Annotated in this window: 21 protein-coding genes; 13 read left to right on the top strand and 8 right to left on the bottom strand. The window is 70.6% G+C overall.

Annotation, left to right across the window (positions count from 1 at the left end):
* Nucleotides 1-39: 39 nt before the first annotated feature.
* Nucleotides 40-1140: a DUF5937 family protein gene (locus tag OG507_RS17800; protein ID WP_327372014.1), complete on the bottom strand. Its 1101-nt coding sequence runs from the start codon at nucleotides 1138-1140 to the stop codon at nucleotides 40-42.
* 202 nt (nucleotides 1141-1342) lie between these two features.
* On the bottom strand, nucleotides 1343-2542 hold the full coding sequence (locus tag OG507_RS17795) for a threonine aldolase family protein (RefSeq protein WP_327368177.1): 1200 nt from the start codon (nucleotides 2540-2542) through the stop codon (nucleotides 1343-1345).
* A gap of 178 nt (nucleotides 2543-2720) precedes the next feature.
* Here OG507_RS17795 and OG507_RS17790 point away from each other — a divergent pair, with 178 nt between their 5' ends.
* The 10 genes from OG507_RS17790 (at nucleotide 2721) to OG507_RS17745 (ending at nucleotide 10955) form a co-directional block, all read left to right on the top strand.
* The gene (locus OG507_RS17790) at nucleotides 2721-3653 is read left to right on the top strand and encodes a Rossmann-like and DUF2520 domain-containing protein (RefSeq protein WP_327368176.1); all 933 of its coding nucleotides are present in this window, start codon (nucleotides 2721-2723) and stop codon (nucleotides 3651-3653) included.
* Nucleotides 3650-4750 carry a pantoate--beta-alanine ligase gene (panC, locus tag OG507_RS17785; RefSeq protein ID WP_327368175.1) on the top strand — a complete coding sequence of 367 codons (1101 nt, stop codon included), beginning with the start codon at nucleotides 3650-3652 and terminating at the stop codon, nucleotides 4748-4750. Before OG507_RS17790 ends, panC begins: the two co-directional genes overlap by 4 nt.
* Complete coding sequence (locus tag OG507_RS17780; RefSeq protein ID WP_327368174.1) at nucleotides 4747-6492, top strand: L-aspartate oxidase; 1746 nt, start codon at nucleotides 4747-4749, stop codon at nucleotides 6490-6492. Before panC ends, OG507_RS17780 begins: the two co-directional genes overlap by 4 nt.
* A 2-nt stretch (nucleotides 6493-6494) precedes the next feature.
* Complete coding sequence (gene nadC / locus OG507_RS17775) at nucleotides 6495-7538, top strand: carboxylating nicotinate-nucleotide diphosphorylase (protein WP_327368173.1); 1044 nt, start codon at nucleotides 6495-6497, stop codon at nucleotides 7536-7538.
* A complete protein-coding gene (locus OG507_RS17770; RefSeq protein WP_327368172.1) occupies nucleotides 7538-8335 on the top strand; it encodes a type III pantothenate kinase in 798 nt (265 codons plus the stop codon). The genes nadC and OG507_RS17770 overlap by 1 nt, the downstream gene beginning before the upstream one ends.
* Nucleotides 8336-8476: 141 nt before the next feature.
* Entirely contained in the window at nucleotides 8477-9055 is a 579-nt protein-coding gene (locus OG507_RS17765; RefSeq protein ID WP_327372013.1) for a hypothetical protein, read from the top strand.
* Nucleotides 9056-9116: 61 nt separating this feature from the next.
* The gene (locus OG507_RS17760) at nucleotides 9117-9296 is read left to right on the top strand and encodes a hypothetical protein (RefSeq protein ID WP_327368171.1); all 180 of its coding nucleotides are present in this window, start codon (nucleotides 9117-9119) and stop codon (nucleotides 9294-9296) included.
* A gap of 123 nt (nucleotides 9297-9419) precedes the next feature.
* Nucleotides 9420-9908 carry a BlaI/MecI/CopY family transcriptional regulator gene (locus OG507_RS17755; protein ID WP_327368170.1) on the top strand — a complete coding sequence of 163 codons (489 nt, stop codon included), beginning with the start codon at nucleotides 9420-9422 and terminating at the stop codon, nucleotides 9906-9908.
* A 9-nt stretch (nucleotides 9909-9917) separates the two neighbouring features.
* On the top strand, nucleotides 9918-10475 hold the full coding sequence (locus OG507_RS17750; RefSeq protein ID WP_327368169.1) for an amino-acid N-acetyltransferase: 558 nt from the start codon (nucleotides 9918-9920) through the stop codon (nucleotides 10473-10475).
* Nucleotides 10476-10619: 144 nt separating this feature from the next.
* Nucleotides 10620-10955 carry a histone-like nucleoid-structuring protein Lsr2 gene (locus OG507_RS17745; protein WP_327368168.1) on the top strand — a complete coding sequence of 112 codons (336 nt, stop codon included), beginning with the start codon at nucleotides 10620-10622 and terminating at the stop codon, nucleotides 10953-10955.
* On the opposite strand, the gene OG507_RS17740 is transcribed toward OG507_RS17745, so the two are convergent.
* A complete protein-coding gene (locus OG507_RS17740) occupies nucleotides 10934-11542 on the bottom strand; it encodes an SCO3374 family protein (protein WP_327368167.1) in 609 nt (202 codons plus the stop codon). The two genes, OG507_RS17745 and OG507_RS17740, sit on opposite strands and share 22 nt — an antisense overlap.
* 428 nt (nucleotides 11543-11970) lie before the next feature.
* Here OG507_RS17740 and OG507_RS17735 point away from each other — a divergent pair, with 428 nt between their 5' ends.
* On the top strand, nucleotides 11971-14499 hold the full coding sequence (locus OG507_RS17735; protein ID WP_327368166.1) for an ATP-dependent Clp protease ATP-binding subunit: 2529 nt from the start codon (nucleotides 11971-11973) through the stop codon (nucleotides 14497-14499).
* A 126-nt stretch (nucleotides 14500-14625) separates the two neighbouring features.
* Here OG507_RS17735 and OG507_RS17730 read toward each other — a convergent pair whose 3' ends face one another.
* Together OG507_RS17730 and OG507_RS17725 are read right to left on the bottom strand one after the other, a co-directional pair.
* Complete coding sequence (locus OG507_RS17730) at nucleotides 14626-17886, bottom strand: NACHT domain-containing protein (protein WP_327368165.1); 3261 nt, start codon at nucleotides 17884-17886, stop codon at nucleotides 14626-14628.
* Nucleotides 17883-18245: a trypco2 family protein gene (locus tag OG507_RS17725; RefSeq protein ID WP_327368164.1), complete on the bottom strand. Its 363-nt coding sequence runs from the start codon at nucleotides 18243-18245 to the stop codon at nucleotides 17883-17885. Before OG507_RS17725 ends, OG507_RS17730 begins: the two co-directional genes overlap by 4 nt.
* Nucleotides 18246-18704: 459 nt before the next feature.
* Here OG507_RS17725 and OG507_RS17720 point away from each other — a divergent pair, with 459 nt between their 5' ends.
* Nucleotides 18705-19400, top strand: a complete 696-nt coding sequence (locus tag OG507_RS17720) for a M23 family metallopeptidase (protein WP_327368163.1) — start codon at nucleotides 18705-18707, stop codon at nucleotides 19398-19400.
* Between the two features lie 19 nt (nucleotides 19401-19419).
* Here OG507_RS17720 and OG507_RS17715 read toward each other — a convergent pair whose 3' ends face one another.
* Entirely contained in the window at nucleotides 19420-20004 is a 585-nt protein-coding gene (locus tag OG507_RS17715) for a TetR/AcrR family transcriptional regulator (RefSeq protein ID WP_327368162.1), read from the bottom strand.
* 123 nt (nucleotides 20005-20127) lie between these two features.
* On the opposite strand from OG507_RS17715, the gene OG507_RS17710 reads away from it, so the two are divergent.
* A complete protein-coding gene (locus OG507_RS17710) occupies nucleotides 20128-21738 on the top strand; it encodes an MDR family MFS transporter (protein ID WP_327368161.1) in 1611 nt (536 codons plus the stop codon).
* 37 nt (nucleotides 21739-21775) lie between these two features.
* Here the strand turns inward: OG507_RS17710 and cseC are convergent, their stop codons facing one another.
* Both cseC and cseB read right to left on the bottom strand, forming a co-directional pair.
* Nucleotides 21776-23158 (bottom strand): two-component system sensor histidine kinase CseC, encoded by a 1383-nt coding sequence (cseC, locus tag OG507_RS17705; protein WP_327368160.1) that lies wholly within the window; start codon nucleotides 23156-23158, stop codon nucleotides 21776-21778.
* Entirely contained in the window at nucleotides 23155-23859 is a 705-nt protein-coding gene (gene cseB / locus OG507_RS17700; RefSeq protein WP_327368159.1) for a two-component system response regulator CseB, read from the bottom strand. The genes cseC and cseB overlap by 4 nt, the downstream gene beginning before the upstream one ends.
* Nucleotides 23860-23864 lie beyond the last annotated feature (5 nt).

The raw sequence follows: 23864 nt of genomic DNA, 5'->3' as shown, positions 1-23864 counted from the left end.
GGGATCAGGCACATCCGCTTCGGCCGAACCGGCCGTCGCTCAGCGCAGAACGCCTTCCAGGAAGTCGCTGCCGAGCCGGGCCACCACGGTCAGGTCCAGCTGGTGCAGTACGTACCGGCCGCGCCGCCGGGTGGTGACCAGGCTCGCCTTCTTCAGCACCGCGAGGTGCCGGGAGACCTCGGGCGCCGTGATGCCGTGCATATCGGCCAGCTCGCCGGTCGTGTGCGCGGACCGGGCGAGATGGCGGCACAGGCGCATCCGCATCGGGTTGGCCAGCGCCTCCATGCGCAGCTGGAGCAGTTCCACGGAGGCGGGGGAGGGCAGCTCGGGCTGGTGCACCGGGTAGTGGATCACCGGTCGCCAGCCCGGCGCGTGCAGCACCATCAGGTGCGGCCAGCCGAAGGCGGACGGGACGAGGGTGAGCCCGGGGCCCGTGGCGCTGGTCCTGCCCTCGGCGAGCTTGTCGGCGCTGATCCTGGTCCCGGCCTCGTCGAGCGACAGGGCCGGGGACACCGCGCCCATCGCCTCGCCGATGCCCTTGTGCCGCAGCAGATCCGTCTTGTGCCGGGCGTCGGCGACCAGCTGGACCTGCACGCGTCGCCAGGTGTCGCCGAAGAACGCCTGGTCGCAGTCCTCGAACAGGCGCCGTACCCAGCGGCGTACGGAGACGGGGTCGGCCAGCAGCTGCCGGGTGAACTCCACCTGCCGGGGACCGCGCGCCGCCGCCAGCTCCAGAGCGCGGGCGCGCATCGTCGCGTCGTCGAGGGGGGAGGGCGCGCCGATCGCGTAGTGGCTGGAGCAGGTGAACTCCAGGGCGGCGGAGACGAACCGCTCGTCGTCGAGCCGGTCGAGGATGTCCAGGTCCTCGGCGAGGTTCGCGCCCGTCCTGCCGTTGCCGCCACGGACCCCGGCAAACGGCATGAAGACGTCCGAGAACGTGTGGCTCCACAGGAAGTCGGCCTCGTGCAGCCGGTCCGCGAGGTCGGGCTCCAGCGCGCTCGCGGTCGCCGTCGCCCAGCCGTGCAGGCCCGGGTGGTGTCCCGGCTCGGCGAGGGCGTGCAGGGCCAGCCCCAGCTCGGCGAGGGGGGAGGTCTCGAAGACGATGTGCTCGGGCGCCAGCCCGGCGATGTCGATGTGCACGCTCACCCCTCCATAGTGCGGGGTGTGCGGGGGAGGCCACGCGCCATTTGACGGCGGTCGTCAATCGACGGGCCGGACGGGCGGGACCGGCCCACACTGCGGTCATGGACGCCATTCAGCAACACATGATCGACAGTTACGGAACCGTCCGGGCGGGGACCCGGGGTGAACATGTCGGCCCCGGGCCGCTCGGCAGCCCCCGCTAAGCCACCCGCTTCAGGAACTCCGCCACCGCCCCCCGTACATCCTGCGCCGTCCACTCCAGCCCTTCCCGCCCCACCGTGACCTCGGTGAGCGACACCCCGGGCGGCCCGGCAGCCGCAGGGTGCCAGACGCGGAAGAGCGCCACGCCCGTCTCCTCCGCCTGCCGCACCGCCGCCTCCGTCAGGGCATCCGCCCCGTACGGCAGCCACACCCGGAACTGGTGCGTGTGCGGCGGATCCGGATGCACCCGGAACCAGCCGACGCCCGCCGCCGAGAAGCCCTCGGCCAGCGCCCCGGCCACCACCTTCGCCCGTGCCACGTACGAAGGCAGCTGCGGCAGCTCCTGGTCGAGGCCGATCAGTGCGGCGAGCGCCGCCGGGAACTGCTGGAAGAGCTGTCCGCCGTACCGGTGGCGCCAGGTGCGGGCCTCCTCGATCAGCGACTCGGAACCGGCCAGCGCGGCCCCGGAAATGCCGCCGAGCGTCTTGTAGAACGAGACGTACACACTGTCCGCGAGCGCCGCGATCTCCGGCAGCTCCCGCCCGAAGTGGGAGGCGCACTCCCACAGCCGCGCGCCGTCGAAGTGCACCACTGCATCGCGTTCCCGCGCGGCCGCCACGACGGCCTCCAGCTCCTCCCACGTCGGCAGGACGAAACCGGCATCGCGCAACGGCAGCTCCAGCATCATCGTGCCGAACGGCTCGGCGAAGTCATGGATCTCCTGCGCCGTGGGCAGCCGGGGCTCGGACGTCGGATGGACGGTACGCAGCCCGCTCACCGCTCCCAGCGCGCCGCGCTCGTGCACCTCGGGGTGTGCCAGGGGATGCAGCGCCACCGTGGAGTTGCCGGTCCGTCCGGCCCAGCACCGCAGCGCGACCTGCTGCGCCATCGTCCCGGTCGGGAAGAACGCGGCGGCCTCCGTGCCCAGCAGGCCCGCGATCCGCCCCTCCAGCTCGGCGACGACGCCGTCGCCGTAGATGTCCGCGGGGCGGTCGGGATCGGTGACCGTCCCGGCCCCCGCCGCCAGTGCGGCCAGCCGTTCACCGAGCGACAGGTCCATGGGCGGCCTGATCAAGGCCCGCTCGGCCGCGCGCCAGGCATTCAGCCTGCGCAGCCGCTGCGCCGACTTCGATTCCGATTCCGACTCCGACGGCGATCCCGATGGCGACTGCTCGTCCGTGTCTGCTGTGTCTGTCATGGGACGATCATCACGCAGAGCGCAGCCCCGGCCCACACGGTTCACCGGTCTCCCCCGTGCCCCCTCCGGACTTTTCCCACAGGCTGTGGACAGTCAGGAGCCCGGGCGAAACGCTGGCGTAGCATGCAATGAAATCGTCCGGTACCCCCCGCGGACTGGAACGGAAGGCCACCGCCGCGTGAATGCAACAGTTCCCAAGGAGCCCCTCGATGCGAGGGACCGTCCCGCCCGCCTCACGGTCGGCGTCGTGGGCGCGGGCCGCGTCGGCCCCGCTCTCGCCGCGTCCCTGCAGCTCGCAGGGCACCGGCCCGTCGCCGTGTCGGGCGTCTCCGACGCGTCCGTGCGCAGGGCGGCCGCCCTGCTCCCCGACGTACCGCTGGTGCCGCCCGCCGAGGTCCTCGCGCGCGCAGAGCTGGTGCTGCTGACCGTGCCCGACGACGCCCTGCCCGGCCTGGTCGAGGGCCTCGCCGAGACCGGTGCGGTGCGGCCGGGACAGCTGATCGTTCACACGTCGGGGCGGTACGGGACGAGGGTGCTGGACCCGGCGCTGCGGGCAGGCGCGCTCCCGCTCGCCCTGCACCCGGCGATGACGTTCACCGGCACCTCCGTCGACGTCCAGCGGCTGGCCGGCTGTTCGTTCGGCGTGACCGCCCCCGAGGAGCTGCGGCTCGCCGCGGAGGCGCTGGTCATCGAGATGGGCGGCGAGCCCGAATGGATCGCGGAGGAGTCCCGCCCGCTCTACCACGCGGCGCTCGCCCTCGGCGCGAACCACCTGGTCACCCTGGTCGCCCAGTCGATGGAGCTGTTGCGCACGGCCGGGGTCACCGCCCCCGACCGGATGCTCGGCCCCCTCCTCGGCGCCGCGCTCGACAACGCCCTGCGCTCCGGCGACGCCGCCCTGACAGGCCCCGTGGCCCGCGGCGACGCGGGCACGGTCGCCGCGCACATCGGCGAGCTGCGCAGACACGCTCCGCAGACGGTCGCCGGCTATGTCGCGATGGCCCGCGCCACCGCCGATCGCGCACTCGCCCACGGCATGCTCAAGCCGGAGCTGGCCGAGGACCTGCTCGACGTCCTGGCCGACGGCACCGGAACCCAGGAGCCCCGATGACCAACAGGACCGGCACGCCCAGCACCGCCCACACGCCCGGTACGGCCCCTTCCGCCGCCGCGCCCCACACGCCGGGCACGCCCCGCCCCGGCGCCCCCGGCGCCCCCCTTCTCCGTACGAGCGCCGAACTCGCCGCGTTCGCCCCCTTCAAGGGGCCGCGGGCCGTCGTCATGACCATGGGCGCCCTGCACGAGGGCCATGCCACCCTGATCCGTACCGCACGCGCGGCCGCGGGCCCGGACGGACAGGTCGTCGTCACCGTCTTCGTCAACCCGCTGCAGTTCGGCGAGGCGGCGGACCTGGAGCGCTACCCCCGCACCCTCGAAGCCGATCTCGCCGTGGCGGGCGCCGCCGGGGCGGACGCGGTCTTCGCGCCCTCCGTCGACGAGGTCTACCCCGGCGGCGAACCGCAGGTCAGGATCTCGGCCGGCCCGATGGGCGAGCGGCTCGAAGGGGCCTTTCGCCCCGGGCACTTCGACGGGATGCTCACCGTCGTCGCCAAGATGCTGCACCTCACCCGCCCCGACACCGCGTTCTTCGGGCAGAAGGACGCCCAGCAACTGGCGCTGATCCGCCGCATGGTGCGCGATCTGAACTTCCCCGTGGAGATCGTCGGCGTGGAGACGGTCCGCGAACCGGACGGCCTCGCGCTCTCCAGCCGCAACCGCTTCCTGGACGCGGAGGAACGGCACACCGCCCTCGCCCTGTCCCGGGCCCTGTTCGCGGCGCGCGACCGGCTCGCCGCCCAGCAGGCGCTGCACGCCCGCGCGCAGACCACCGCGGCGACCACCGGCAGGGCCGCCGCGCTCACCGCGCTCGGCGAGACCCGCGCGGCCGCCGACACCCAGGCGGTGGCGCTGGCCCGCCCCGTCGACGGACCCGTGGCCGTGCGCGCCGCCGCGCAGCTGATCCTGGACGACGCGGCCGCCGAGCAGCCGCCGCTCGCCCTGGACTACCTGGCGCTCGTCGACCCGGCCGACTTCACCGAGATCCCCGACGACCGCACCACCGGTGACGCGATCCTCGCCATCGCGGCGAAGGTCGGCAAGACCCGCCTCATCGACAACATCCCGCTGACCTTCGGAGCCACCACGTGACCGGAATACGGCTGACCGCCCCCGCCCCCGGCTGGTCCATCGACGCCGACGTCGTGGTGGTCGGGTCCGGCGTGGCCGGTCTCACCACCGCGCTGCGCTGCGCGGCCGCGGGCCTCGCCACCGTCGTCGTCACCAAGGCCCGCCTCGACGACGGCTCCACCCGCTGGGCGCAGGGCGGCATCGCGGCGGCCCTCGGCGAGGGCGACACCCCTGAGCAGCACCTGGACGACACCCTGGTCGCGGGCGCGGGCCTGTGCGACGAGTCGGCGGTACGGACCCTGGTCACCGAGGGCCCCGACGCCGTGCGCCGGCTGATCGAGACCGGCGCGCACTTCGACACCACGGACGGCGGCGACATCGCGCTGACCCGCGAGGGCGGCCACCACCGCCGCCGCATCGCGCACGCGGGCGGGGACGCCACGGGCGCCGAGATCTCCCGCGCCCTGGTCGAAGCGGTCCGCTCCGCAGCCCTCCACACCGTGGAGAACGCCCTGGTCCTGGATCTGCTGACGGACGCCGAAGGCCGTACCGCGGGCGTCACCCTGCACGTCATGGGCGAGGGCCAGCACGACGGCGTCGGCGCGGTCCGAGCCCCCGCGGTGGTCCTCGCCACCGGCGGCATGGGCCAGGTCTTCTCCGCCACCACCAATCCGGCGGTCTCCACGGGCGACGGTGTCGCTCTCGCGCTGCGGGCCGGCGCGGAGGTCTCCGATTTCGAATTCGTCCAGTTCCACCCGACGGTGCTCTTCCTCGGCGCCGACGCCGAGGGCCAGCAGCCCCTCGTATCGGAAGCGGTACGGGGCGAGGGCGCCCATCTCGTCGACGCGTCCGGCACCCGCTTCATGCTCGGGCAGCACGAACTGGCCGAGCTCGCCCCGCGCGACATCGTCGCCAAGGCCATCACCCGCCAGATGCAACTGCACGGCACCGAGCACATGTATCTCGACGCCCGCCACTTCGGCGCCGAGATGTGGGAACAGCGCTTCCCCACGATCCTGGCGGCCTGCCGCGCCCACGGCATCGACCCGATCACCGAGCCGATCCCGGTCGCCCCCGCCGCGCACTACGCCTCCGGCGGCATCCGCACCGACCTGCGGGGACGTACGACCGTGCCCGGTCTGTACGCCTGCGGCGAGGTCGCCTGCACCGGTGTGCACGGCGCGAACCGGCTGGCGTCCAACTCCCTCCTGGAGGGTCTCGTCTTCGCCGAGCGCATCGCGGCGGACATCGTCGAGGACCGGCCCCGCGCGGGCGCCGCGACGAACGGCCCCCTTCCCGCCCCCTCGCCGCTGCTCGCCCCCGAGGCGCGCGGCACGATCCAGCGGATCATGACCAGGGGCGCCGGAGTCCTGCGCTCCGCCGAGAGCCTGGCCGCCGCGGCCGATGAGCTGGAGGATCTGCACAACAGCGCCGCCGAGGCCGCCGGGGCTGCCGAGCCCAAGGTCGCGGTGCCCGGCGTCGAGGCGTGGGAGGCCACCAACCTGCTGCTCGTCTCGCGGGTCCTGGTCGCCGCCGCCCGCCTGCGCGAGGAGACCCGCGGCTGCCACTGGCGCGAGGACCGGCCCGAACGCGACGACGAGAACTGGCGCCGCCACCTCGTCGTCCGGCTCACCGCGGAGCGTCAACCGGTCCTCCGTCGGACGGAGACCGAGGCATTCGGGCCCGTACGCCCGGCGCAGGCGCCAGACTGCGCAGCAGCAGCACCCCTGATTCACCCCGCCGACGTCACCGAGGAGCCGTAACCGTGAGCACGCCCGAAGAGAATCCGCGCCCCACACCCGTGGACGTACCGCTGATCCAGATCGGCGCGCCCGCACCGTCCGCCGGCGGCTGCGGGGACGGCTGCGGCTGCGGCGGGGACGAGTACTACGAGATCGACCCGCTGGAGTGCGGCCTCGACCCCGACCTCGCCCAGCTCCTCGCCGACGCGGGCCTGGACCCGGTTCAGGTCGAGGACGTCGCGCACGTCGCCATCGCGGAGGACCTCGACGGCGGTGTCGACGTCACCACCGTCGCGACCGTCGCCGAGGACGCCGTGGCCACCGGCGACTTCACCGCCCGTGAGGCGGGCGTCGTGGCCGGGCTGCGCGTCGCCGAGGCCGTCCTGTCCATCGTCTGCACGGACGAGTTCGCGGTCGAGCGCCATGTCGAGGACGGCGACCGCGTCGCCCCCGGCCAGAAGCTGCTGACCGTCACCACCCGCACCCGCGACCTGCTCACCGGCGAGCGCAGCGCACTCAATCTGCTCTGCAGGCTCTCCGGCATCGCGACCGCCACCCGCGCCTGGGCCGATGCGCTCGAAGGCACGAAGGCCAAGGTCCGCGACACCCGCAAGACCACCCCGGGCCTGCGCGCCATGGAGAAGTACGCGGTGCGCTGCGGCGGCGGCGTCAACCACCGCATGTCGCTGTCCGACGCCGCGCTGGTCAAGGACAACCACGTCATCGCGGCGGGCGGTGTTGCCGAGGCCTTCAAGCGGGTACGGGACGAGTTCCCGGACGTGGCGATCGAGGTCGAGGTCGACACCCTGCAGCAGGTCCGTGAGGTCCTCGACGCGGGCGCCGACCTGATCCTGCTGGACAACTTCACCCCGCTGCAGACGGCCGAGGCGGTCGCCCTGGTCGGCGGCCGCGCGGTCCTGGAGTCCTCCGGCCGGCTCTCCCTCGACACCGCGCGCGCCTACGCCGAGGCGGGCGTCGACTACCTGGCCGTCGGCGCGCTCACCCACTCCTCGCCGATCCTCGACATCGGCCTGGACTTCCGCGACACCGACGGGGCCGGCGTCTGATGCTGCTCACCATCGACGTCGGCAACACCCACACCGTCCTCGGCCTGTTCGACGGTGAGGAGATCGTCGAGCACTGGCGGATCTCCACCGACGCCCGCCGCACCGCGGACGAGCTCGCGGTGCTGCTGCAGGGCCTGATGGGCATGCACCCGCTGCTCGGCGAGGAGCTGGGCGACGGCATCGAGGGCATCGCGATCTGCTCCACGGTCCCGGCCGTCCTGCACGAGCTGCGCGAGGTGACCCGCCGCTACTACGGCGACGTCCCCGCGGTCCTCGTCGAGCCGGGCATCAAGACCGGGGTGCCGATCCTGATGGACAACCCGAAGGAGGTCGGCGCGGACCGCATCATCAACGCGGTCGCTGCCGTCGACCTGTACGGCGGTCCGGCGATTGTCGTCGACTTCGGCACGGCCACCACCTTCGACGCGGTCTCCGCCCGCGGTGAGTACGCCGGCGGTGTCATCGCCCCCGGCATCGAGATCTCGGTCGAGGCGCTCGGCGTCAAGGGCGCCCAGCTCCGCAAGATCGAGCTGGCCAGGCCGCGCAGCGTGATCGGCAAGAACACCGTCGAGGCGATGCAGGCGGGCATCATCTACGGCTTCGCGGGCCAGGTCGACGGTGTCGTCGCCCGGATGAAGAAGGAACTGGCGGCCGATCCCGACGACGTCACCGTCATCGCGACGGGGGGCCTTGCGCCGATGGTGTTGGGCGAGTCCTCCGTCATCGACGAGCACGAGCCCTGGCTCACCCTCATCGGTCTGCGTCTGGTGTACGAGCGGAACGTGTCCCGGATGTAGCGGATACGGGCGGCGTACCTGCGGGAACGGTTCGGTGGAGGCGGGGGCCGCCGCCGCGCCGCCGACTGCCAGTTAAGCCGATTTTGTCCCTTTAGCACGTATTGTCGCGTCATGCCCACGCCCTACGGATCACGCGGCGGCATGGCGTTCAGCGCGGACGAGCTGCGTGTGCTCCGACGCGTCCTCGCCATCGCCCTTCACCCCTCGCCCCTGCCCGACGAGGACGTCCAGGACTGCCTGCGGCTTGCGGGCGCGGTGGACGAGGCGGTCGGCGAGGCGGGACGGCTGCGCGCGTTCCTCCTCGCCGACCTCGTCCGCTACCGCAACGCCCTCCCCGGCTCCGTCAGCGGCTATCTGGAGCTTCTCCAGGATGCCCTGGCGGGCGGATACGACCCCCGCCCCGACGACCTTGCCGCGCTGCGCGCCCTGCGCCACAGACCGGTGGCCGCGGCGCTCCTGGAGCGCTGCCGGGTGCTCGCGGAGCGGTCGGTACGGGCCCGCCTCGCCGGACGCGCCGCCGCACCTGCCGCCCCCGCACCCCGCAGCCGGCTCCTCGCGCTGCCCGGTGGCCGGGCCGCCGACGCCGAACCCGAACGGCCCAAGACCCCGGCGGCCCCGCCCCGGCCGGTCCCGCCGGCCGAGCGTCCGGCACCGAAGCCCTCGGAGGTCTTCCCGCCCCGGCGCCCTGTCCCGCCGCCGCAGGAGCGGGCCGCGGGATAGCCGCGCCACGACGCGGAGGGGGTGCGCGGAAGGCCGTACCGGCCTCGCTACTCTGGACGCCATGGACTACGTATCCGCGCTGGTGCCCCCCGTGGTGATGGCCGCCTTCTTCATCGGCCTCGTCGTGACGATCGTCAAGAGCCAGGGCGGTCCCAACAAGGCCAAGGAGGACGCGGCCGTGGACATGGCGCTCGGCCACGCCGAGTCGGCCGAGCAGGCACCGCGGACGAACGGCGTCTGATCCTCCCGGAGGTCTCTTTGGGCCTCGCAGCATGTCGAAGGGCGCACGACCCGTCAGGAGTCGTGCGCCTTTTTGCTGCGTGAATAGCCGAGCATTCCCGGCATCTGGCACTAAAGTGACATTGTGCCCCGCCAATTGGGAGATCTGGAAGACGCCGTGATGACGCGGGTCTGGCAATGGAACCGTCCGGTCACCGTGCGGGAAGTCCTTGAGGACCTTCAGCAGGAACGCTCCATCGCCTACACCACCGTCATGACGGTAATGGACAATCTCCATCAGAAGGGCTGGGTGCGCAGGGAAGTCGACGGCCGCGCATATCGATATACGGCGGTCTCCACCCGCGCCGCCTACTCGGCCGCACTGATGAACGAAGCCTGGTCGCACAGCGACAACCCGGCCGCCGCTCTTGTCGCCTTCTTCGGCATGATGTCCGCCGAGCAGCGCGAGGCCCTCCAGGACGCCATGCGGATCGTTCTGCCCGATCTGCACGGCACCCCCGAGCTCCCGCCCGATGAAGCGGCGGATGAAGCGGCCGATGAACCGGCCGGAGAAGCGGCGGGAGAACCGGCCGGAGATCCGGCCGATGACGCGGGCCCGGAGACCGGGCGATAGCGTCTGCGTATGTCCTCAGAGCTTCCGCATACCGATTTCCGTACCGAACCGTCGGTTATAAACGTGGCCATCACCGTCCGCCGTGCCAGGACCAGCGATGTGGCATCGGTCCGCCGTCTCCTCGACGGGTACGTACGTGAAGGCATCCTGCTCGACAAAGCAACGGTGACGCTTTACGAGGACATCCAGGAGTTCTGGATCGCGGAACGCGACGAGGACGCCCGGGTCGTCGGCTGCGGTGCACTGCACGTGATGTGGGAAGACCTCGCCGAAGTGCGTACTCTCGCGGTCGATCACAGCATCAGGGGTGCGGGAGTCGGGCATCAAGTACTGGACAAGTTGTTGCAGACCGCCCGTTGGCTGGGCGTACGGCGGGTTTTCTGTCTCACCTTCGAAGTCGACTTCTTCGCGAAGCACGGCTTCGTGGAGATCGGAGAGACTCCGGTCGACGGAGATGTCTACAGCGAGCTGCTGCGTTCCTATGACGAAGGTGTAGCAGAGTTCCTGGGTCTCGAACGAGTGAAGCCGAACACCTTGGGCAACAGCCGGATGCTTCTGCACCTGTGACCGTCGCAAGAAGCCGTAGCCCTATGTCCGAATCGCGCACGTTTCCCGTCTTCTCGGGATCCTGAACCTCTCCCGGGGGTTTGTGTTTTCCGGGGAAAAGCGGTTTCCTTTCCGCGTACTGCATTTTCGATGAAAGGAAATCCCGTGGCACAGAAGGTTCAGGTCCTTCTTGTCGATGACCTCGACGGTGGCGAGGCGGACGAGACAGTCACGTTCGCGCTCGATGGCAAGACGTACGAGATTGACCTCACCACGACCAACGCTGACAAGCTCCGTGGTCTTCTTGAGCCCTACACCAAGGGTGGCCGGCGTACGGGTGGCCGCGCAGCGGCCGGCCGTGGCAAGGGCCGCGCCGTTACGGGTGGCAACAAGGACACCGCGGAGATCCGTAAGTGGGCGCGCGAGAACGGCCACAATGTGAATGACCGCGGCCGTGTTCCCGCGGAGATCCGCGAGGCTTACGAGAAGGCCAACGGCTGAGCTGTCGACTCATCGGTCGACCGCCCCGTTCGGGCACGCATCAACCGGGCCCGGTGGCTTTCCGTGGCCACCGCGTCCACGATCCGTACGAGATCGGGAGCACCCCCACCCCTGCTCCCGAGGCCGACGAGGGCCGGGAGCTCCGGCTCTCCCTCGTGCCGCGGCCCGGGGGGCCGCAGCCATACGGCGGCCCCCGACCGGCCCGCCGTCCGTCCGGGCGGTGCCGGCGCAGTGATCCGACCGCCCGTGCCGATGGCGGTCAGTGAGAGGGCGACCCCGCCCCACTCCAGCCAGTCGAGCAGCCCGGGCAACTCCTCGGCGCTTCCCGCCGCCACCAGCAGGCCCATCCGCGCGCCCGTCAGTGCGACCGGTCCGGTGCGGCCCACCCGCCGCAGCGCCGCACGGCCGACGGCCGCGGGCACCTCCAGGACGTCGAACCGCAGCCCGGTCAGCAACCGCACCGGTGCGGTGCCCTCCGTCGCCCAGCCGAGCTCGCGCTCGTACCACCGCGCCCAGCGCGCACACTCGGCGTGATCCTCCCGCCCGTCGGCGAGCGACGGCAGGGGAGGCGGGACGGCGATGGCCATGCCGGAAGAACGCCCGAGCCACTCCAGGGGTTACGCAGGGTCCGCATCCGAGTGCTCAGTGTGTCCGGGATGGGGGCGTAGAGACGTATTCGGGAGCGCGAAGATGTTCGCCCGTAGCGGAGGGAACGGGCGCGCGCCGCATGGACCGTCTGTAATTGCGGGTAAGACATCCCTAGTGGGACGGGGCGACACGCTGGTCCGGGCGTCTCACGTTCGCCATCGGCGTACTGGCGAAAGGGGTATCTGCCTGGCCTGCGGGAACATCGTCTCGCACCATCGGGTTGGAGCAGATGTCGGCGTTCGGGGCAGGAGGCCAAGGACGGTGTCGGCAGTTGGAATGAGCGGTCCCCGCTTGCGGGACTAAGCTGCGGAAGGACAGGGAGGGGACCGACCCCTTACTGCCTGACCGCTCTGAGGAGCGATTAACGATGTTCGAGAGGTTCACCGACCGCGCGCGGCGGGTTGTCGTCCTGGCTCAGGAAGAAGCCCGGATGCTCAACCACAACTACATCGGCACCGAGCACATCCTCCTGGGCCTTATCCACGAGGGTGAGGGTGTCGCCGCTAAGGCCCTGGAGAGCCTCGGGATTTCGCTCGAGGCGGTCCGCCAGCAGGTGGAGGAGATCATCGGCCAGGGCCAGCAGGCCCCGTCCGGGCACATCCCCTTCACGCCCCGGGCCAAGAAGGTCCTGGAGCTGTCGCTCCGCGAGGCCCTCCAGCTCGGCCACAACTACATCGGCACCGAGCACATCCTGCTCGGCCTGATCCGCGAGGGCGAGGGCGTCGCAGCCCAGGTCCTCGTGAAGCTGGGCGCCGACCTGAACCGGGTGCGGCAGCAGGTCATCCAGCTGCTCTCCGGCTACTCGGGCGGCAAGGAGGCGGCAACCGCGGGCGGCCCCGCGGAAGGCACGCCCTCCACATCCCTGGTGCTCGACCAGTTCGGCCGGAATCTCACCCAGGCGGCCCGCGAATCCAAGCTCGACCCGGTCATCGGGCGCGAGAAGGAGATCGAGCGGGTCATGCAGGTGCTGTCCCGCCGTACCAAGAACAACCCGGTTCTCATCGGCGAGCCCGGCGTCGGCAAGACGGCGGTCGTCGAAGGACTGGCGCAGGCCATCGTCAAGGGCGAGGTGCCCGAGACCCTCAAGGACAAGCACCTCTACACCCTCGACCTCGGTGCGCTGGTCGCCGGTTCCCGCTACCGCGGTGACTTCGAGGAGCGCCTGAAGAAGGTGCTCAAGGAGATCCGCACCCGCGGCGACATCATCCTGTTCATCGATGAGCTCCACACCCTGGTGGGTGCGGGTGCCGCCGAGGGCGCGATCGACGCCGCCAGCATCCTCAAGCCCATGCTCGCCCGCGGCGAGCTGCAGACCATCGGTGCCACGACGCTCGACGAGTACCGCAAGCACCTGGAGAAGGACGCCGCTCTCGAGCGCCGCTTCCAGCCCATCCAGGTCGCGGAGCCGTCGCTGCCGCACACCATCGAGATCCTCAAGGGTCTGCGCGACCGCTACGAGGCCCACCACCGCGTCTCCATCACGGACGAGGCGCTGGTCCAGGCCGCGACGCTGGCCGACCGGTACATCTCGGACCGCTTCCTGCCGGACAAGGCGATCGACCTGATCGACGAGGCCGGTTCCCGGATGCGCATCCGCCGGATGACCGCGCCGCCGGACCTCCGCGAGTTCGACGAGAAGATCGCGGGCGTCCGCCGCGACAAGGAGTCCGCGATCGACTCGCAGGACTTCGAGAAGGCCGCGTCCCTGCGCGACAAGGAGAAGCAGCTCCTCGCCGCGAAGACCAAGCGCGAGAAGGAGTGGAAGGCCGGCGACATGGACGTCGTGGCCGAGGTCGACGGCGAGCTGATCGCCGAGGTCCTCGCCACCGCGACCGGCATCCCGGTCTTCAAGCTGACGGAGGAGGAGTCCTCCCGGCTGCTGCGCATGGAGGACGAGCTCCACAAGCGCGTCATCGGCCAGAAGGACGCCATCAAGGCCCTCTCGCAGGCGATCCGCCGTACGCGAGCCGGTCTGAAGGACCCGAAGCGTCCCGGTGGCTCGTTCATCTTCGCCGGCCCGTCCGGTGTCGGTAAGACCGAGCTCTCCAAGACGCTCGCCGAATTCCTCTTCGGTGACGAGGACGCGCTGATCGCCCTCGACATGTCGGAGTTCAGCGAGAAGCACACGGTTTCCCGCCTCTTCGGTTCTCCCCCCGGCTACGTCGGTTACGAAGAGGGCGGCCAGCTCACCGAGAAGGTGCGCCGCAAGCCGTTCTCCGTCGTCCTCTTCGACGAGGTCGAGAAGGCCCACCCCGATATCTTCAATTCCCTGCTCCAGATCCTGGAGGACGGTCGCCTGACCGACTCCCAGGGCCGGGTCGTGGACTTCAAGAACACGGTCATCATCATGACGACCAACCTCGGGACCCGGGACATCTCCAAGGGCTTCAACCTGGGCTTCGCCGCCCAGGGCGACGTCAAGACGAACTACGAGCGGATGAAGGTCAAGGTCAACGAAGAGCTCAAGCAGCACTTCCGCCCCGAGTTCCTCAACCGTGTCGACGACACGGTCGTCTTCCACCAGCTCACCGAGGAAGACATCATCCAGATCGTCGACCTCATGCTGGCCAAGGTGGACGAGCGCCTGAAGGACCGCGACATGGGCATCGAGCTGAGCTCGGAAGCCAAGTCGCTCCTGGCGAAGAAGGGCTACGACCCCGTGATGGGCGCCCGGCCGCTGCGCCGGACGATCCAGCGCGAGATCGAGGACATCCTCTCCGAGAAGATCCTCTTCGGTGAGCTGCGTCCCGGTCACATCGTGGTCGTCGGCACCGAGGGCGAGGGTGAGGAGAAGAAGTTCACCTTCCGCGGCGAGGAGAAGTCGGCTCTGCCCGACGTCCCCCCGATCGAGCAGGCGGCAGGCGGCGCGGGCCCGAACATGTCGAAGGACGTGTGAGGACGCTCCCGAGCGGCTGAGCGCCTGAGCATCCGAAGGGGCTGCCCCGGAACCGTGAAAACGGTCCGGGGCAGCCCCTTCTGCCGTGCCCGCCGTGTACCCGCCGTGCTGCCGTGTCCGCTGCCGTCAGCGGCGCACATCGAGGCCTTCGCCACCGATGGGCCGGAAATTGCCGGTGACGGAGACCCGTAGTCCGGGCAGGGCTTCGAGCGGGGTCAGATCGATGCTCCCGCCGTACGTGGGAGGGGTGAACAGCAGCGATCTCAACGCGGGGAAGACCCGGGGGATCTGCTCGAACCCCTCGTCCGGTTCCGTGCCGCTGCGGAGCACCAGTTCCCGGACGGAGGGGACGGCCGCCTCGCCCTCGAACTCCGCCAGGGACACCACCTGCATGGTGAGGTCGGTGACCCGGGGAGCCTGTCGCAGGGCGTCGAGCAGGGGCCGCACCGGCGTGGGGGTTTCCAGATGGAGGACGCCCAGGAGCGTCCAGCCGTCGAGCGAGTCCACTTCGAACGGGGCCGTCCCCCGGATGGTCAGCGTGCGCACGTGGGGGTGCGAGGGCAGTCCCGTCAGCCGCTCGGCCGGCACATTCCTGAGGTACAGGAAGCCCAGCCGGTCCGAGGCGGAAGCCGTCGCCGAGAGCGCGGCGCCCGGGAGATGACTCATGTCCAGCTGGAGTGACCTCAGCGCACGGATTCCGGCGAGCGGACCGAGATCCTGCACGGCCGGGCAGGCGCGCAGGGACAGGTCCATGAGCCTCTCCCCGCAGTCCGCCAGAAAGGACAGGTCCGTCATACAGGGGTTCTCCCCGATGGAGAGTTCGGTCCACTGCCTGCCGCGCAGCGCTCCGTGGAGTTCGGCGTCGGTGAACCGGCCGCTGATCCGCAGATGGCCGGCGGAGGGCAGACGGTCCAGCGCGTCCAGTTGCTCCCGGGAGGTGATCTTCAGGAGGTGATACTCCAGATCGAAGACGGCGAGGACCTGCTCGGCGTACTCCGCCGCCGGGTATCTGTCCCAGTTGTCGCGGAACGTATAGCTGAGGGTCGGGTGGGCGAGCGCCCAGCGGCGGGCGTACGGCACGGCTTCGGCGCCGCCGACCTCGTTGATCAGATCCGCGACGGTGCGCACCTCCCTCGCGGCGAGCCCGGCGGTCGCCGGGTCGGGGAGATGGCTCAGCCCGGCCGGTCCCAGCCGGGCGAGCAGCCGTACGTCCCGGTTGGACTCCGGAGGGAACAGGGCCGCGACGGCCGTGCGGACCCTGGCACGTGTCGTCTCGTCCAGCCAGGTGGCGTGCTGGGCGCAGAGCGCGGCCAGGACGACGATCTCGTTCCGGGTGACGGTGTCCGCCGGTCCCGGCTCCACATCCAGCAACCCGTTGACCAGGACGGGGTGTTCACGGCGGCCGCAGTGGCCGGCCGCCAGCAGGATGACGTCCTGCCACTGCTGTGTGCCGGCCCGGCCGAGCAGTTCGTTCAGCTGGTCGCCCTCGACGAACTCCTTGGCGGCGAGGAAGTCCTGGAAGGTGCGGTGGGCGAACTGGTAGACGCCGTCGGCCCGTTCCTGGAGGACCCCGCTGCGGTTCAGCAGATGCGTCAGGATCTCCTCGGCCGTGCCCTGGCCGCGTACCTGTTCCATGCCCGGCAGGGCCCGGTCCAGCTGGTGCAGCGCCGCAGGGCGCCGGAGCTCCGACTGGTTGCCCCGTACGAGCCAGATCGCGATGCGCTGGAGGAGCTGGGCCTGTTCCTCCACGTTCATCGTGATGCCTTCGGGGGCCTCGATCCTGCGCCGCTTGTCGCGGTCGCCGAGCAGCATGGCGAGGGCCGAGTCGTACAGACTCCAGCGGGTCTCCGGCAGGATGCCCTGGCGGCGTCGGTGCAGGGCGCAGATCACCGCGCAGAGCAGCGGGGTGCGGGCCAGATCGCGCAGGGCGGAGTTCTGGGCGAACTGCTGGGTCAGATCCCGTTCCAGCCGGGTCAGGGTCTCGTGATCGTCGTCGTCCAGCCGGGCGGCCCGGTGCCAGGCGGCGGCGAAGGCCTCGATGTCCTCGTTCCGCATCGGCAGCAGCCGCAGCTCCTCGAAGCCCTCCGGCTCCAGCCAGTCCGGCTCCACGGCCAGCGGGCGCACCGTGGCCACGCAGCGGATGTCCGGGTACCGGTCGAGGAGCCGGGAGAGCCAGTCGTGCGCCTGCTCGCGGTCGTCCTGCGGGACCTCGTCCAGGCCGTCGACCAGCAGCAGCGCCCGCCCCGATTCCAGGACCCGGCCGACCCAGCCCTCCGGGGCCTCGTCGATCACCAGCCGGGCCGCGGCGGGCAGCCGTGCGGGGGCCGGGAACGTGCCTCCCTGGGCGCGCAGGGTGCGCAGCGGGACGACGAACGGCACCAGCCCGTTGAGCGCGGCCAGCTGCGGGCCCAGCGTCCGGGCGGAGGCATGGGCGGCCAGCCACCACAGCAGTGTGGTCTTCCCAGCGCCCGCTTCGCCCCGCAGCAGTACCCGGGGGCGGTCGGCGAGCAGCGCGTCGATCCGCTGGGGCGAACGCGGACTGCGGGGATCATCAGGGCCGGTGGGATTCCGCTGGGCCTCCAGGCTCAGATACGCGGTGTCCAGGTCCCACTCGGAATCGCGCCGGCCCAGCTCGTCGAGGCCGAAGATCTTCATGCGCCGGTACGCGGCACCGAGCGCTGCCGCGTACTCCTCCTCGTACCGCGCGTCCCGGGGGAAGTGGCCGTGGACCCGCTCGTGGCGCAGTGCCGTACCGCTCTGCCGGTAGACGAGACCGAACGGTTTCGAGGTGACGAGCGGGGCGAGCGGTACGCACTCCACGCGCCGGCCGCCGCGTTGCCGGGGGATCTGCCGGGCGATGCCGATCAGGACGTCCCCGGCGAAGACCGGGCCGCCGGACATGCCGCGCAACGACGGGGACTCATGGCCCAGGGGGTCGGCGGGCGGCGCGCCGTCCAGCTCGCAGACCAGCAGACCGCGCAGGTGCCCGGCCATGGGCAGGGCGGTGGCCGTGTACTGGTCGGCCTCCAGATGCTGCCCGGGGCCGTACCGCTGGATGTCGGGAAAGCCGGTGATCTCGCAGCCGGAGAGTGCCTGGTCGCTGTGGAGGACGCCGAGCCGCACGGGGGCGACCTGGAGCACCGGGGCCGCGGTCAGCAGCAGGGCGGCGTCGAGGTCGTGATCGATCCAGGCGACCGTCGCCGTTCTGCGGTTCGGTAGACCGGGGTGGGCGACAGAGGCCCGGCTGCCGCCCTTGACCACATGGGCGCAGGTCAGCACGAGCCGGTCGGTGAGCAGGGCGCCGCTGCCCTGGACGGATCCGGCACCGAGCACGACGACCGTACGCGTCGTGGGCGCCGTGGCGGCCGCGGGCGGCGCACCGCTCATGGCTGTGCCGTCCCGCCGCCGAAGTGCGCCGTGCTGCCCTCGTCCTCGTGGCCGATGCGCCAGGGCTCGCCGGTCGTGGCATCGCGCGGTTTGAGGGTGAACGCGACCTTGTGGGTGCGGCCGGTCGTACGGGACGCGTCGGCGCCCGCCTCGACGACCCAGGCCTTCACCTTGGTGCCGCCCTTGATCTCCTTGCGGAGTTCGAGGGTGAACTCCATCTGGATGTCGCCGACCTCGAAGGCCACGGGACGGCCGGTTGCGCGGCCCGCGGCGTCGATGAGCTGGTTGCGGATCGACTCGACGGCGTCGGCGAGCTCGATGCCGTCCATGCCGCTGGTGCCTGCGGCGTCACTGGCCATGGCCTTGTCCCCCCGGGAGCTGAGCTGGTCGCCGGTTCAGGGTAGCCAGCTTGCAGGCCGAAGGTCCCGAATCGGACAGTCTTCGGTCCCACCGGCGGTGACATGGCGCACAGCCCTTTCGCGGCCTACTAGGGGTGATAGGGGAAGGCTGCGTGATCGGGGCAGGGACCTTTGCCCCTGTGTGGGGAGGGGCTTTCGGGGCCGGAGGGGGATAAGCCTGAATGGCTATGTTTAGTCCGATTAAGGCGGTTTCGAACTGGGGTTAAACCTGTCCGGAAACAAGAGTTTCGAGGGGCCCGGGCATGGGGTGCGCGGAACGGGTGACGGTGAATTTCCCGGCCCGGCTACGGCTTTTGTTCGTAGATGGGGTGTTTGAGCATTGGCGGGGATGCGGGTTACCAAGGAATGGCCAGCCCGGCCGAAGCGCCGGGACCAGTCACTTCCGGAGGATTTCCGCTTATGCCGAAGCGCGTTTCGTTCCAGCACTCCCGCCGCCCGTCCCTGTCCCGTGTCCGTGGCGCCGTGGTGGCAGCCGGCCTGGGGACATCGATGGTTCTCGGCGCGGGCGCTGCGTTCGCCGTCGGCACGGCGAGCTCCGGTCACGCGAGCCTGGCCGGCAACAGCGCGGCCGAGTCGGTCGCCAAGCAGGCGGCCGTGCAGGCCAAGGCGGCCAAGTCCGTCAAGGGCGTGGTGGCCGAGAAGGCGGCGGTGAAGAAGACCGCGGCCAAGCGCCTCGCCGACTGGAAGACCCCGGTGAGTAACTACGTACTGAGCGCGTGCTTCGGCAACGACGGCGCCCGCTGGGCCCACAAGCACTCCGGCCAGGACTTCGCCGTGCCGATCGGCACCAAGGTCGAGGCCGCGCACAGCGGCACCGTCGTGAAGGCCGGTCCGAACGGCGGCGGCGACGGTTCCGCGTACGGCAACGCCATCGTGATCAGCCACGGCAACGGCACCTACTCGCAGTACGCCCACCTGTCGCAGATCAATGTGCACATCGGCCAGAGCGTGAAGACGGGCGAGAAGATCGCCCTCTCCGGCAACACCGGCAACTCCAGTGGCCCGCACCTGCACTTCGAGATCCGGACCACCCCGAACTACGGTTCCGCGATCAACCCGGTCTCGTTCCTGCACAAGGAAGGCGTCATGGTCTGACCCGACCCTGACGGACCCGCTACTTCGCGGACTCGGGGCCGTGTGCCCGGGTGACCAGTTCGAAGGCGACTTCGAGGACGGCCTTGCGCTTCTCCTCGGGGTCGCCTTCGACGTCGTTCAGGGCGAACATGCCCGCGTGCATCGTGAAGAGCGCGGTGAAACAGCGCACCTGGTCGGCGAGCGGGGCATCGGGTTCCTTGATCAGATCGACCATGCCGATGACGCGGTCCTTGATGGTCTTTCCGATGCTGAGGTCGCGTACCGTCGCCTGGTTCTCCTGCATGAACTGGAAGAGCGGGGCGGCGGCGGCCAGTGCCTCGCTGTAGCGGCGCAGGATCTCCTTCTTCGTCTCCAGGCTGTGGGGCTGACCCCTGCCCCACTCGATCAGCTCCTCGATCGGCCGGTTGAGGTCCTCGAAGATGCTGACCAGGATGTCTTCCTTGGTCTTGAAGTGGTAGTACAGCGCGGCCTTGGTGACATCCAGCCGCTCGGAGATCTCGCGCAGCGAGGTCTTCTCGTAGCCGTGTTCGGCGAAGAGCTCCAGGGCGACGTCCTGAATGCGCTGGCGTGTGTTGCCCCGGCGCGGCTGCGGTGTGCTGCCCATGGCGCTCTCCCTCGAACTTACTTGACGCCCGGCTAGTTACGGGTCTACTTTCCCCAGTGTAGTCAACTAGCCGGGCGGCAAGTAAGTGCCCGGCCGCGCACCGGGCACCAGGGGAGTGGGACCATGTCGGACCTGAAGAAGGCGACGGACGGGAAGGCGGACGACCGGCCCGCCGGGAAACCCGAGAAACGGCAGCGCAGCGTCCAGGTGGTGATGCTCGCCCTGATGATCACGATGCTGCTCGCCATGCTGGACAACCTGATCGTCGGCACCGCGATGCCGACCATCGTCGGCGACCTCGGCGGCCTGGAGCATCTGTCCTGGGTCGTCACCGCGTACACCCTGGCCACCGCCGCCTCCACCCCCATCTGGGGCAAGCTCGGCGACATGTACGGACGCAAGGGCATCTTCCTCACGTCCATCGTGGTCTTCCTGATCGGCTCGGTGCTGAGCGGAATGGCCCAGGACATGGGCCAGCTCATCGGCTTCCGGGCCGTCCAGGGCCTCGGCGCGGGCGGCCTGATGGTCGGCGTCATGGCGATCATCGGCGACCTGGTGCCGCCCCGCGAGCGCGGCAAGTACCAGGGCATGATGGCCGGTGTGATGGCGATCGCCATGATCGGCGGACCGCTGGTCGGCGGCACCATAACCGACCACCTCGGCTGGCGCTGGAGCTTCTACATCAACCTGCCGCTGGGCGCGGTCGCCCTCGCCATGGTCACCGTCGTACTGCACCTGCCCAAGCGGGAGCGCACCGAGGCGAAGGTCGACTATCTCGGCGCGGGGCTGCTGACCCTCGGCATCACCGCGATCGTGCTGGTCACCACCTGGGGCGGCTCGGAGTACGAGTGGAACTCCGCCGTGATCATGGAGCTCATCGCGATCGGTGTCGCCTCGCTCGCCGGCTTCGTCTTCGTCGAGACGAAGGCTGCAGAACCGATCATTCCGCTCCACATCTTCCGCAACCGCAACTTCACCCTGATGTCCGTGGTCGGCTTCATGTCGGGCTTCGTGATGTTCGGTGCGGTGCTCTTCCTGCCGCTGTACCAGCAGTCCGTCCAGGGCGCCTCCGCGACCAACTCGGGTCTGCTGCTCCTGCCGATGCTGCTGTCGATGATGGTCGTCTCGCTGATCGCGGGACGGGTCACCACCAGCACCGGCAAGTACAAGATCTTCCCCGTCATCGGCTCCGTCCTGATGGTGGCCGGTCTGTTCCTGCTCTCGCAGATGGACACCGGCACCACGCGGTTCACCTCGGGCGTCTACATGGCGGTGCTCGGCGCGGGCATGGGCTTCCTGATGCAGATCACCATGCTCGTCGCGCAGAACAGCGTCGAGATGAAGGACATGGGCGTCGCCTCCTCCGCGACCACCCTCTTCCGTACGCTCGGCAGCTCCTTCGGCGTCGCGATCATGGGTGCGCTGTTCACCGGACGGGTGCAGGACGAGATGGCCGCCCGCGGCGGCGGGGGCGCCACGGCGCAGTCCGCGCAGCTGGACGCGGCGAGCCTGGCCAAGCTGCCGGACGCGGTGCGTGAGGCGTACCAGTTCGCGGTGTCGTCCGGAACCCACATCGCGTTCCTGGTGGGTGCCTCGGTCGGAGTGATCGCCCTGCTCGCGTCGGTCTTCGTCAAGGAGGTCCCGCTGCGGGGAGCGGCTCCGGAGAAGGCGTCGTCGGATGATGCGCCGGAGCCGGCCGCGGGCGCGGGCAGCAAACAGCCCGAGGCCGTCTGACCTCTCCGTGCCTCCTTCGTACCCGGCCGTATCCGGCTCAGCAGCCGGGCCGTCTGCGGCCGGACTCCGCGCTCTGCACGTCGCCGCTGCCCGGTGTGCGCTGTTCGGACAGGCGCAGGATGGGGAAACTGCCGGTGTTCGTCGGTGCGTGCTCGGGCAGCCACAGCACGGCGATCGCCCCGCCCGTGCCCTTCGCCGCCCCATCGGGACCGGCGTTGCGGAAGGTCAGCCGCGCCCCGAGGACCCGTGCCTGACCGGCCGCGATCGTCAGCCCCAGACCGTGCCCGTGTCCGGCCCGGTCGCTGCTTCCGGTACGGAACCGGCTCGGGCCCTCACGCAGCAGCGCAGCAGGAAACCCGGCACCGTGATCGCGGATCCGCACCACCCGGCCCTCGACCGTGACCTCCACCGGGGTGGCACCGTGCTTGGCGGCATTGCCCAGCAGATTGCCGAGGATGCGCTCCAGCCGGCGCGGATCGGTACTGACCCAGGACTCGTGGACGACCTGCACCCGCACATCCGGGTCCAGCAGCGCCATCCGGCGGCTGACGAACTCGCCCAGCGCGATCTCCTGCAGCTCGGCCCGCTCCGAGGCACTGTCCAGCCGGGCCACCTCCAGCACGTCCTCGACCAGGGTGCGCATCGCCTGCGCCCGGTCCCGTACCAGCTCGGTGGGGCGGCCCGGCGGGAGCAGCTCGGCCGCCGTCAGCAGACCGGTCACGGGCGTACGCAGCTCGTGCGCGATGTCCGCGGTGACCCGGCGCTCCGCCTCGATCCGTTCGTTCAGCGCGTCCGTCAGCGCGTCCACCGCGCGCGCCAGCTCATCGGTCTCGTCCTGGACGACACCGCCGACGGCCTCCCTGACCCGTACATCCGTATTGCCCTGCGCGACCCGGCCCGCCGCGGCCGCCGCCTTGCGCAGCCGGCGCGACAGCTGCCCGCCGATCAGCACGCCCAGCGCACAGCCGCCGAACACCACCGAGACCGAGCCGATGACCAGCGCCCGGTCGAGATCGTCCATGATCGTGGCGCTGCGGTCGGCGAACCGGGTGTGCAGCGAGAGCACGTCGCCGTTGCCGAGCGGCACGGCCGCCCATACGTCGGGCACCCCGTTCCCGGATTCCTCGACATGGGTGGCGCGCCGGTTCCTGCTGGTCTCCGCGCGCAGGCTGCGCGGCATCAGCGGGTCGTTGAGCTTGGCGCCGAACCGGGGGTCGGCCTTCTGCGTCTTCTTCGCCTCGTACAGCAGCTGCGCGTACTTCAGCCGCTCCAGCTGGACCTCGCGCGCGTTCTCCAGCATCGAGACCCGGGCGGCGTTGTGGACGACGAAGCTGAGCGCGACCGCGGTCAGCGCGCAGACCGCCGCGATCGCGATGCTGATCTTCCAGCGGACACCCGTCCGCAGGGCCGGACGTCTCATGGCCTGAGTTTGTAGCCGAAGCCGCGGACCGTCTCGATCCGGTCCTGGCCGATCTTGGTGCGCAGCCGCTGCACATGGACATCCACGACCCGGGTGTCACCGCCCCATCCGTAGTCCCAGACCCGCTCCAGGAGTTTGTCGCGGGAGAGCACTGTGCCGGGCGCGGCGGAGAACTCCAGCAGCAGCCGCATCTCGGTCGGGGTCAGCGCCACCGGCTCACCGCGCTTGCGGACCTCCATGCCCTCGGTGTCCACCTCCAGGTCACCGAAGGCCAGCACCCCGCCGAAGGGCTGCGACTCCGGCTCCCCGTTGCCCGGCTGCCCGCCCGAGGCATGGCCGAAGCGGCGCAGCACGGCACGGATCCGGGCGACCAGGACCGCCCCGTCGAAGGGCTTGGTGACGTAGTCGTCGGCGCCGGCCTCCAGACCGAGCACCACATCGATCGAGTCGGCCCGGGCCGACAGCATGATCACCGGGACCGTCGACTCGTCGCGGATACGACGGCAGAGGCTGACCCCGTCGAGCCCCGGCACCATCACATCGAGCAGGGCGATGTCGGGACGGTCGGCCCGGAACGCCTCAAGACCCGACAGGCCGTCGGGCATCGCGGTGACCGCGAAGCCGTCGCGCTCCAGCGCCAGCTGGGTGGCCTCGCGGATGACATCGTCGTCCTCGACGAACAGGACGTGGGTCTCGGCCATCGGAC

The organism is Streptomyces sp. NBC_01217, from assembly GCF_035994185.1.
In the GTDB taxonomy this organism is placed as follows: Bacteria; Actinomycetota; Actinomycetes; order Streptomycetales; family Streptomycetaceae; genus Streptomyces.
This window is presented reverse-complemented; position numbering and strand designations above follow the sequence as displayed.

What these genes read in the sequence shown, in the direction of transcription:
- panC (WP_327368175.1), top strand. Translation starts at nt 3,650, where the DNA reads ATGACCAACAGGACCGGCACGCCCAGCACCGCCCACACGCCCGGTACG.
- OG507_RS17725 (WP_327368164.1), bottom strand. Translation starts at nt 18,245, where the DNA reads ATGGCCAGTGACGCCGCAGGCACCAGCGGCATGGACGGCATCGAGCTC.
- OG507_RS17795 (WP_327368177.1), bottom strand. Translation starts at nt 2,542, where the DNA reads ATGACAGACACAGCAGACACGGACGAGCAGTCGCCATCGGGATCGCCG.
- OG507_RS17730 (WP_327368165.1), bottom strand. Translation starts at nt 17,886, where the DNA reads ATGAGCGGTGCGCCGCCCGCGGCCGCCACGGCGCCCACGACGCGTACG.
- OG507_RS17765 (WP_327372013.1), top strand. Translation starts at nt 8,477, where the DNA reads ATGGCGTTCAGCGCGGACGAGCTGCGTGTGCTCCGACGCGTCCTCGCC.
- OG507_RS17770 (WP_327368172.1), top strand. Translation starts at nt 7,538, where the DNA reads ATGCTGCTCACCATCGACGTCGGCAACACCCACACCGTCCTCGGCCTG.
- cseC (WP_327368160.1), bottom strand. Translation starts at nt 23,158, where the DNA reads ATGAGACGTCCGGCCCTGCGGACGGGTGTCCGCTGGAAGATCAGCATC.
- OG507_RS17715 (WP_327368162.1), bottom strand. Translation starts at nt 20,004, where the DNA reads ATGGGCAGCACACCGCAGCCGCGCCGGGGCAACACACGCCAGCGCATT.
- OG507_RS17740 (WP_327368167.1), bottom strand. Translation starts at nt 11,542, where the DNA reads ATGGCCATCGCCGTCCCGCCTCCCCTGCCGTCGCTCGCCGACGGGCGG.
- cseB (WP_327368159.1), bottom strand. Translation starts at nt 23,859, where the DNA reads ATGGCCGAGACCCACGTCCTGTTCGTCGAGGACGACGATGTCATCCGC.
- OG507_RS17750 (WP_327368169.1), top strand. Translation starts at nt 9,918, where the DNA reads ATGTCCTCAGAGCTTCCGCATACCGATTTCCGTACCGAACCGTCGGTT.
- OG507_RS17720 (WP_327368163.1), top strand. Translation starts at nt 18,705, where the DNA reads ATGCCGAAGCGCGTTTCGTTCCAGCACTCCCGCCGCCCGTCCCTGTCC.
- OG507_RS17735 (WP_327368166.1), top strand. Translation starts at nt 11,971, where the DNA reads ATGTTCGAGAGGTTCACCGACCGCGCGCGGCGGGTTGTCGTCCTGGCT.
- OG507_RS17760 (WP_327368171.1), top strand. Translation starts at nt 9,117, where the DNA reads ATGGACTACGTATCCGCGCTGGTGCCCCCCGTGGTGATGGCCGCCTTC.
- OG507_RS17710 (WP_327368161.1), top strand. Translation starts at nt 20,128, where the DNA reads ATGTCGGACCTGAAGAAGGCGACGGACGGGAAGGCGGACGACCGGCCC.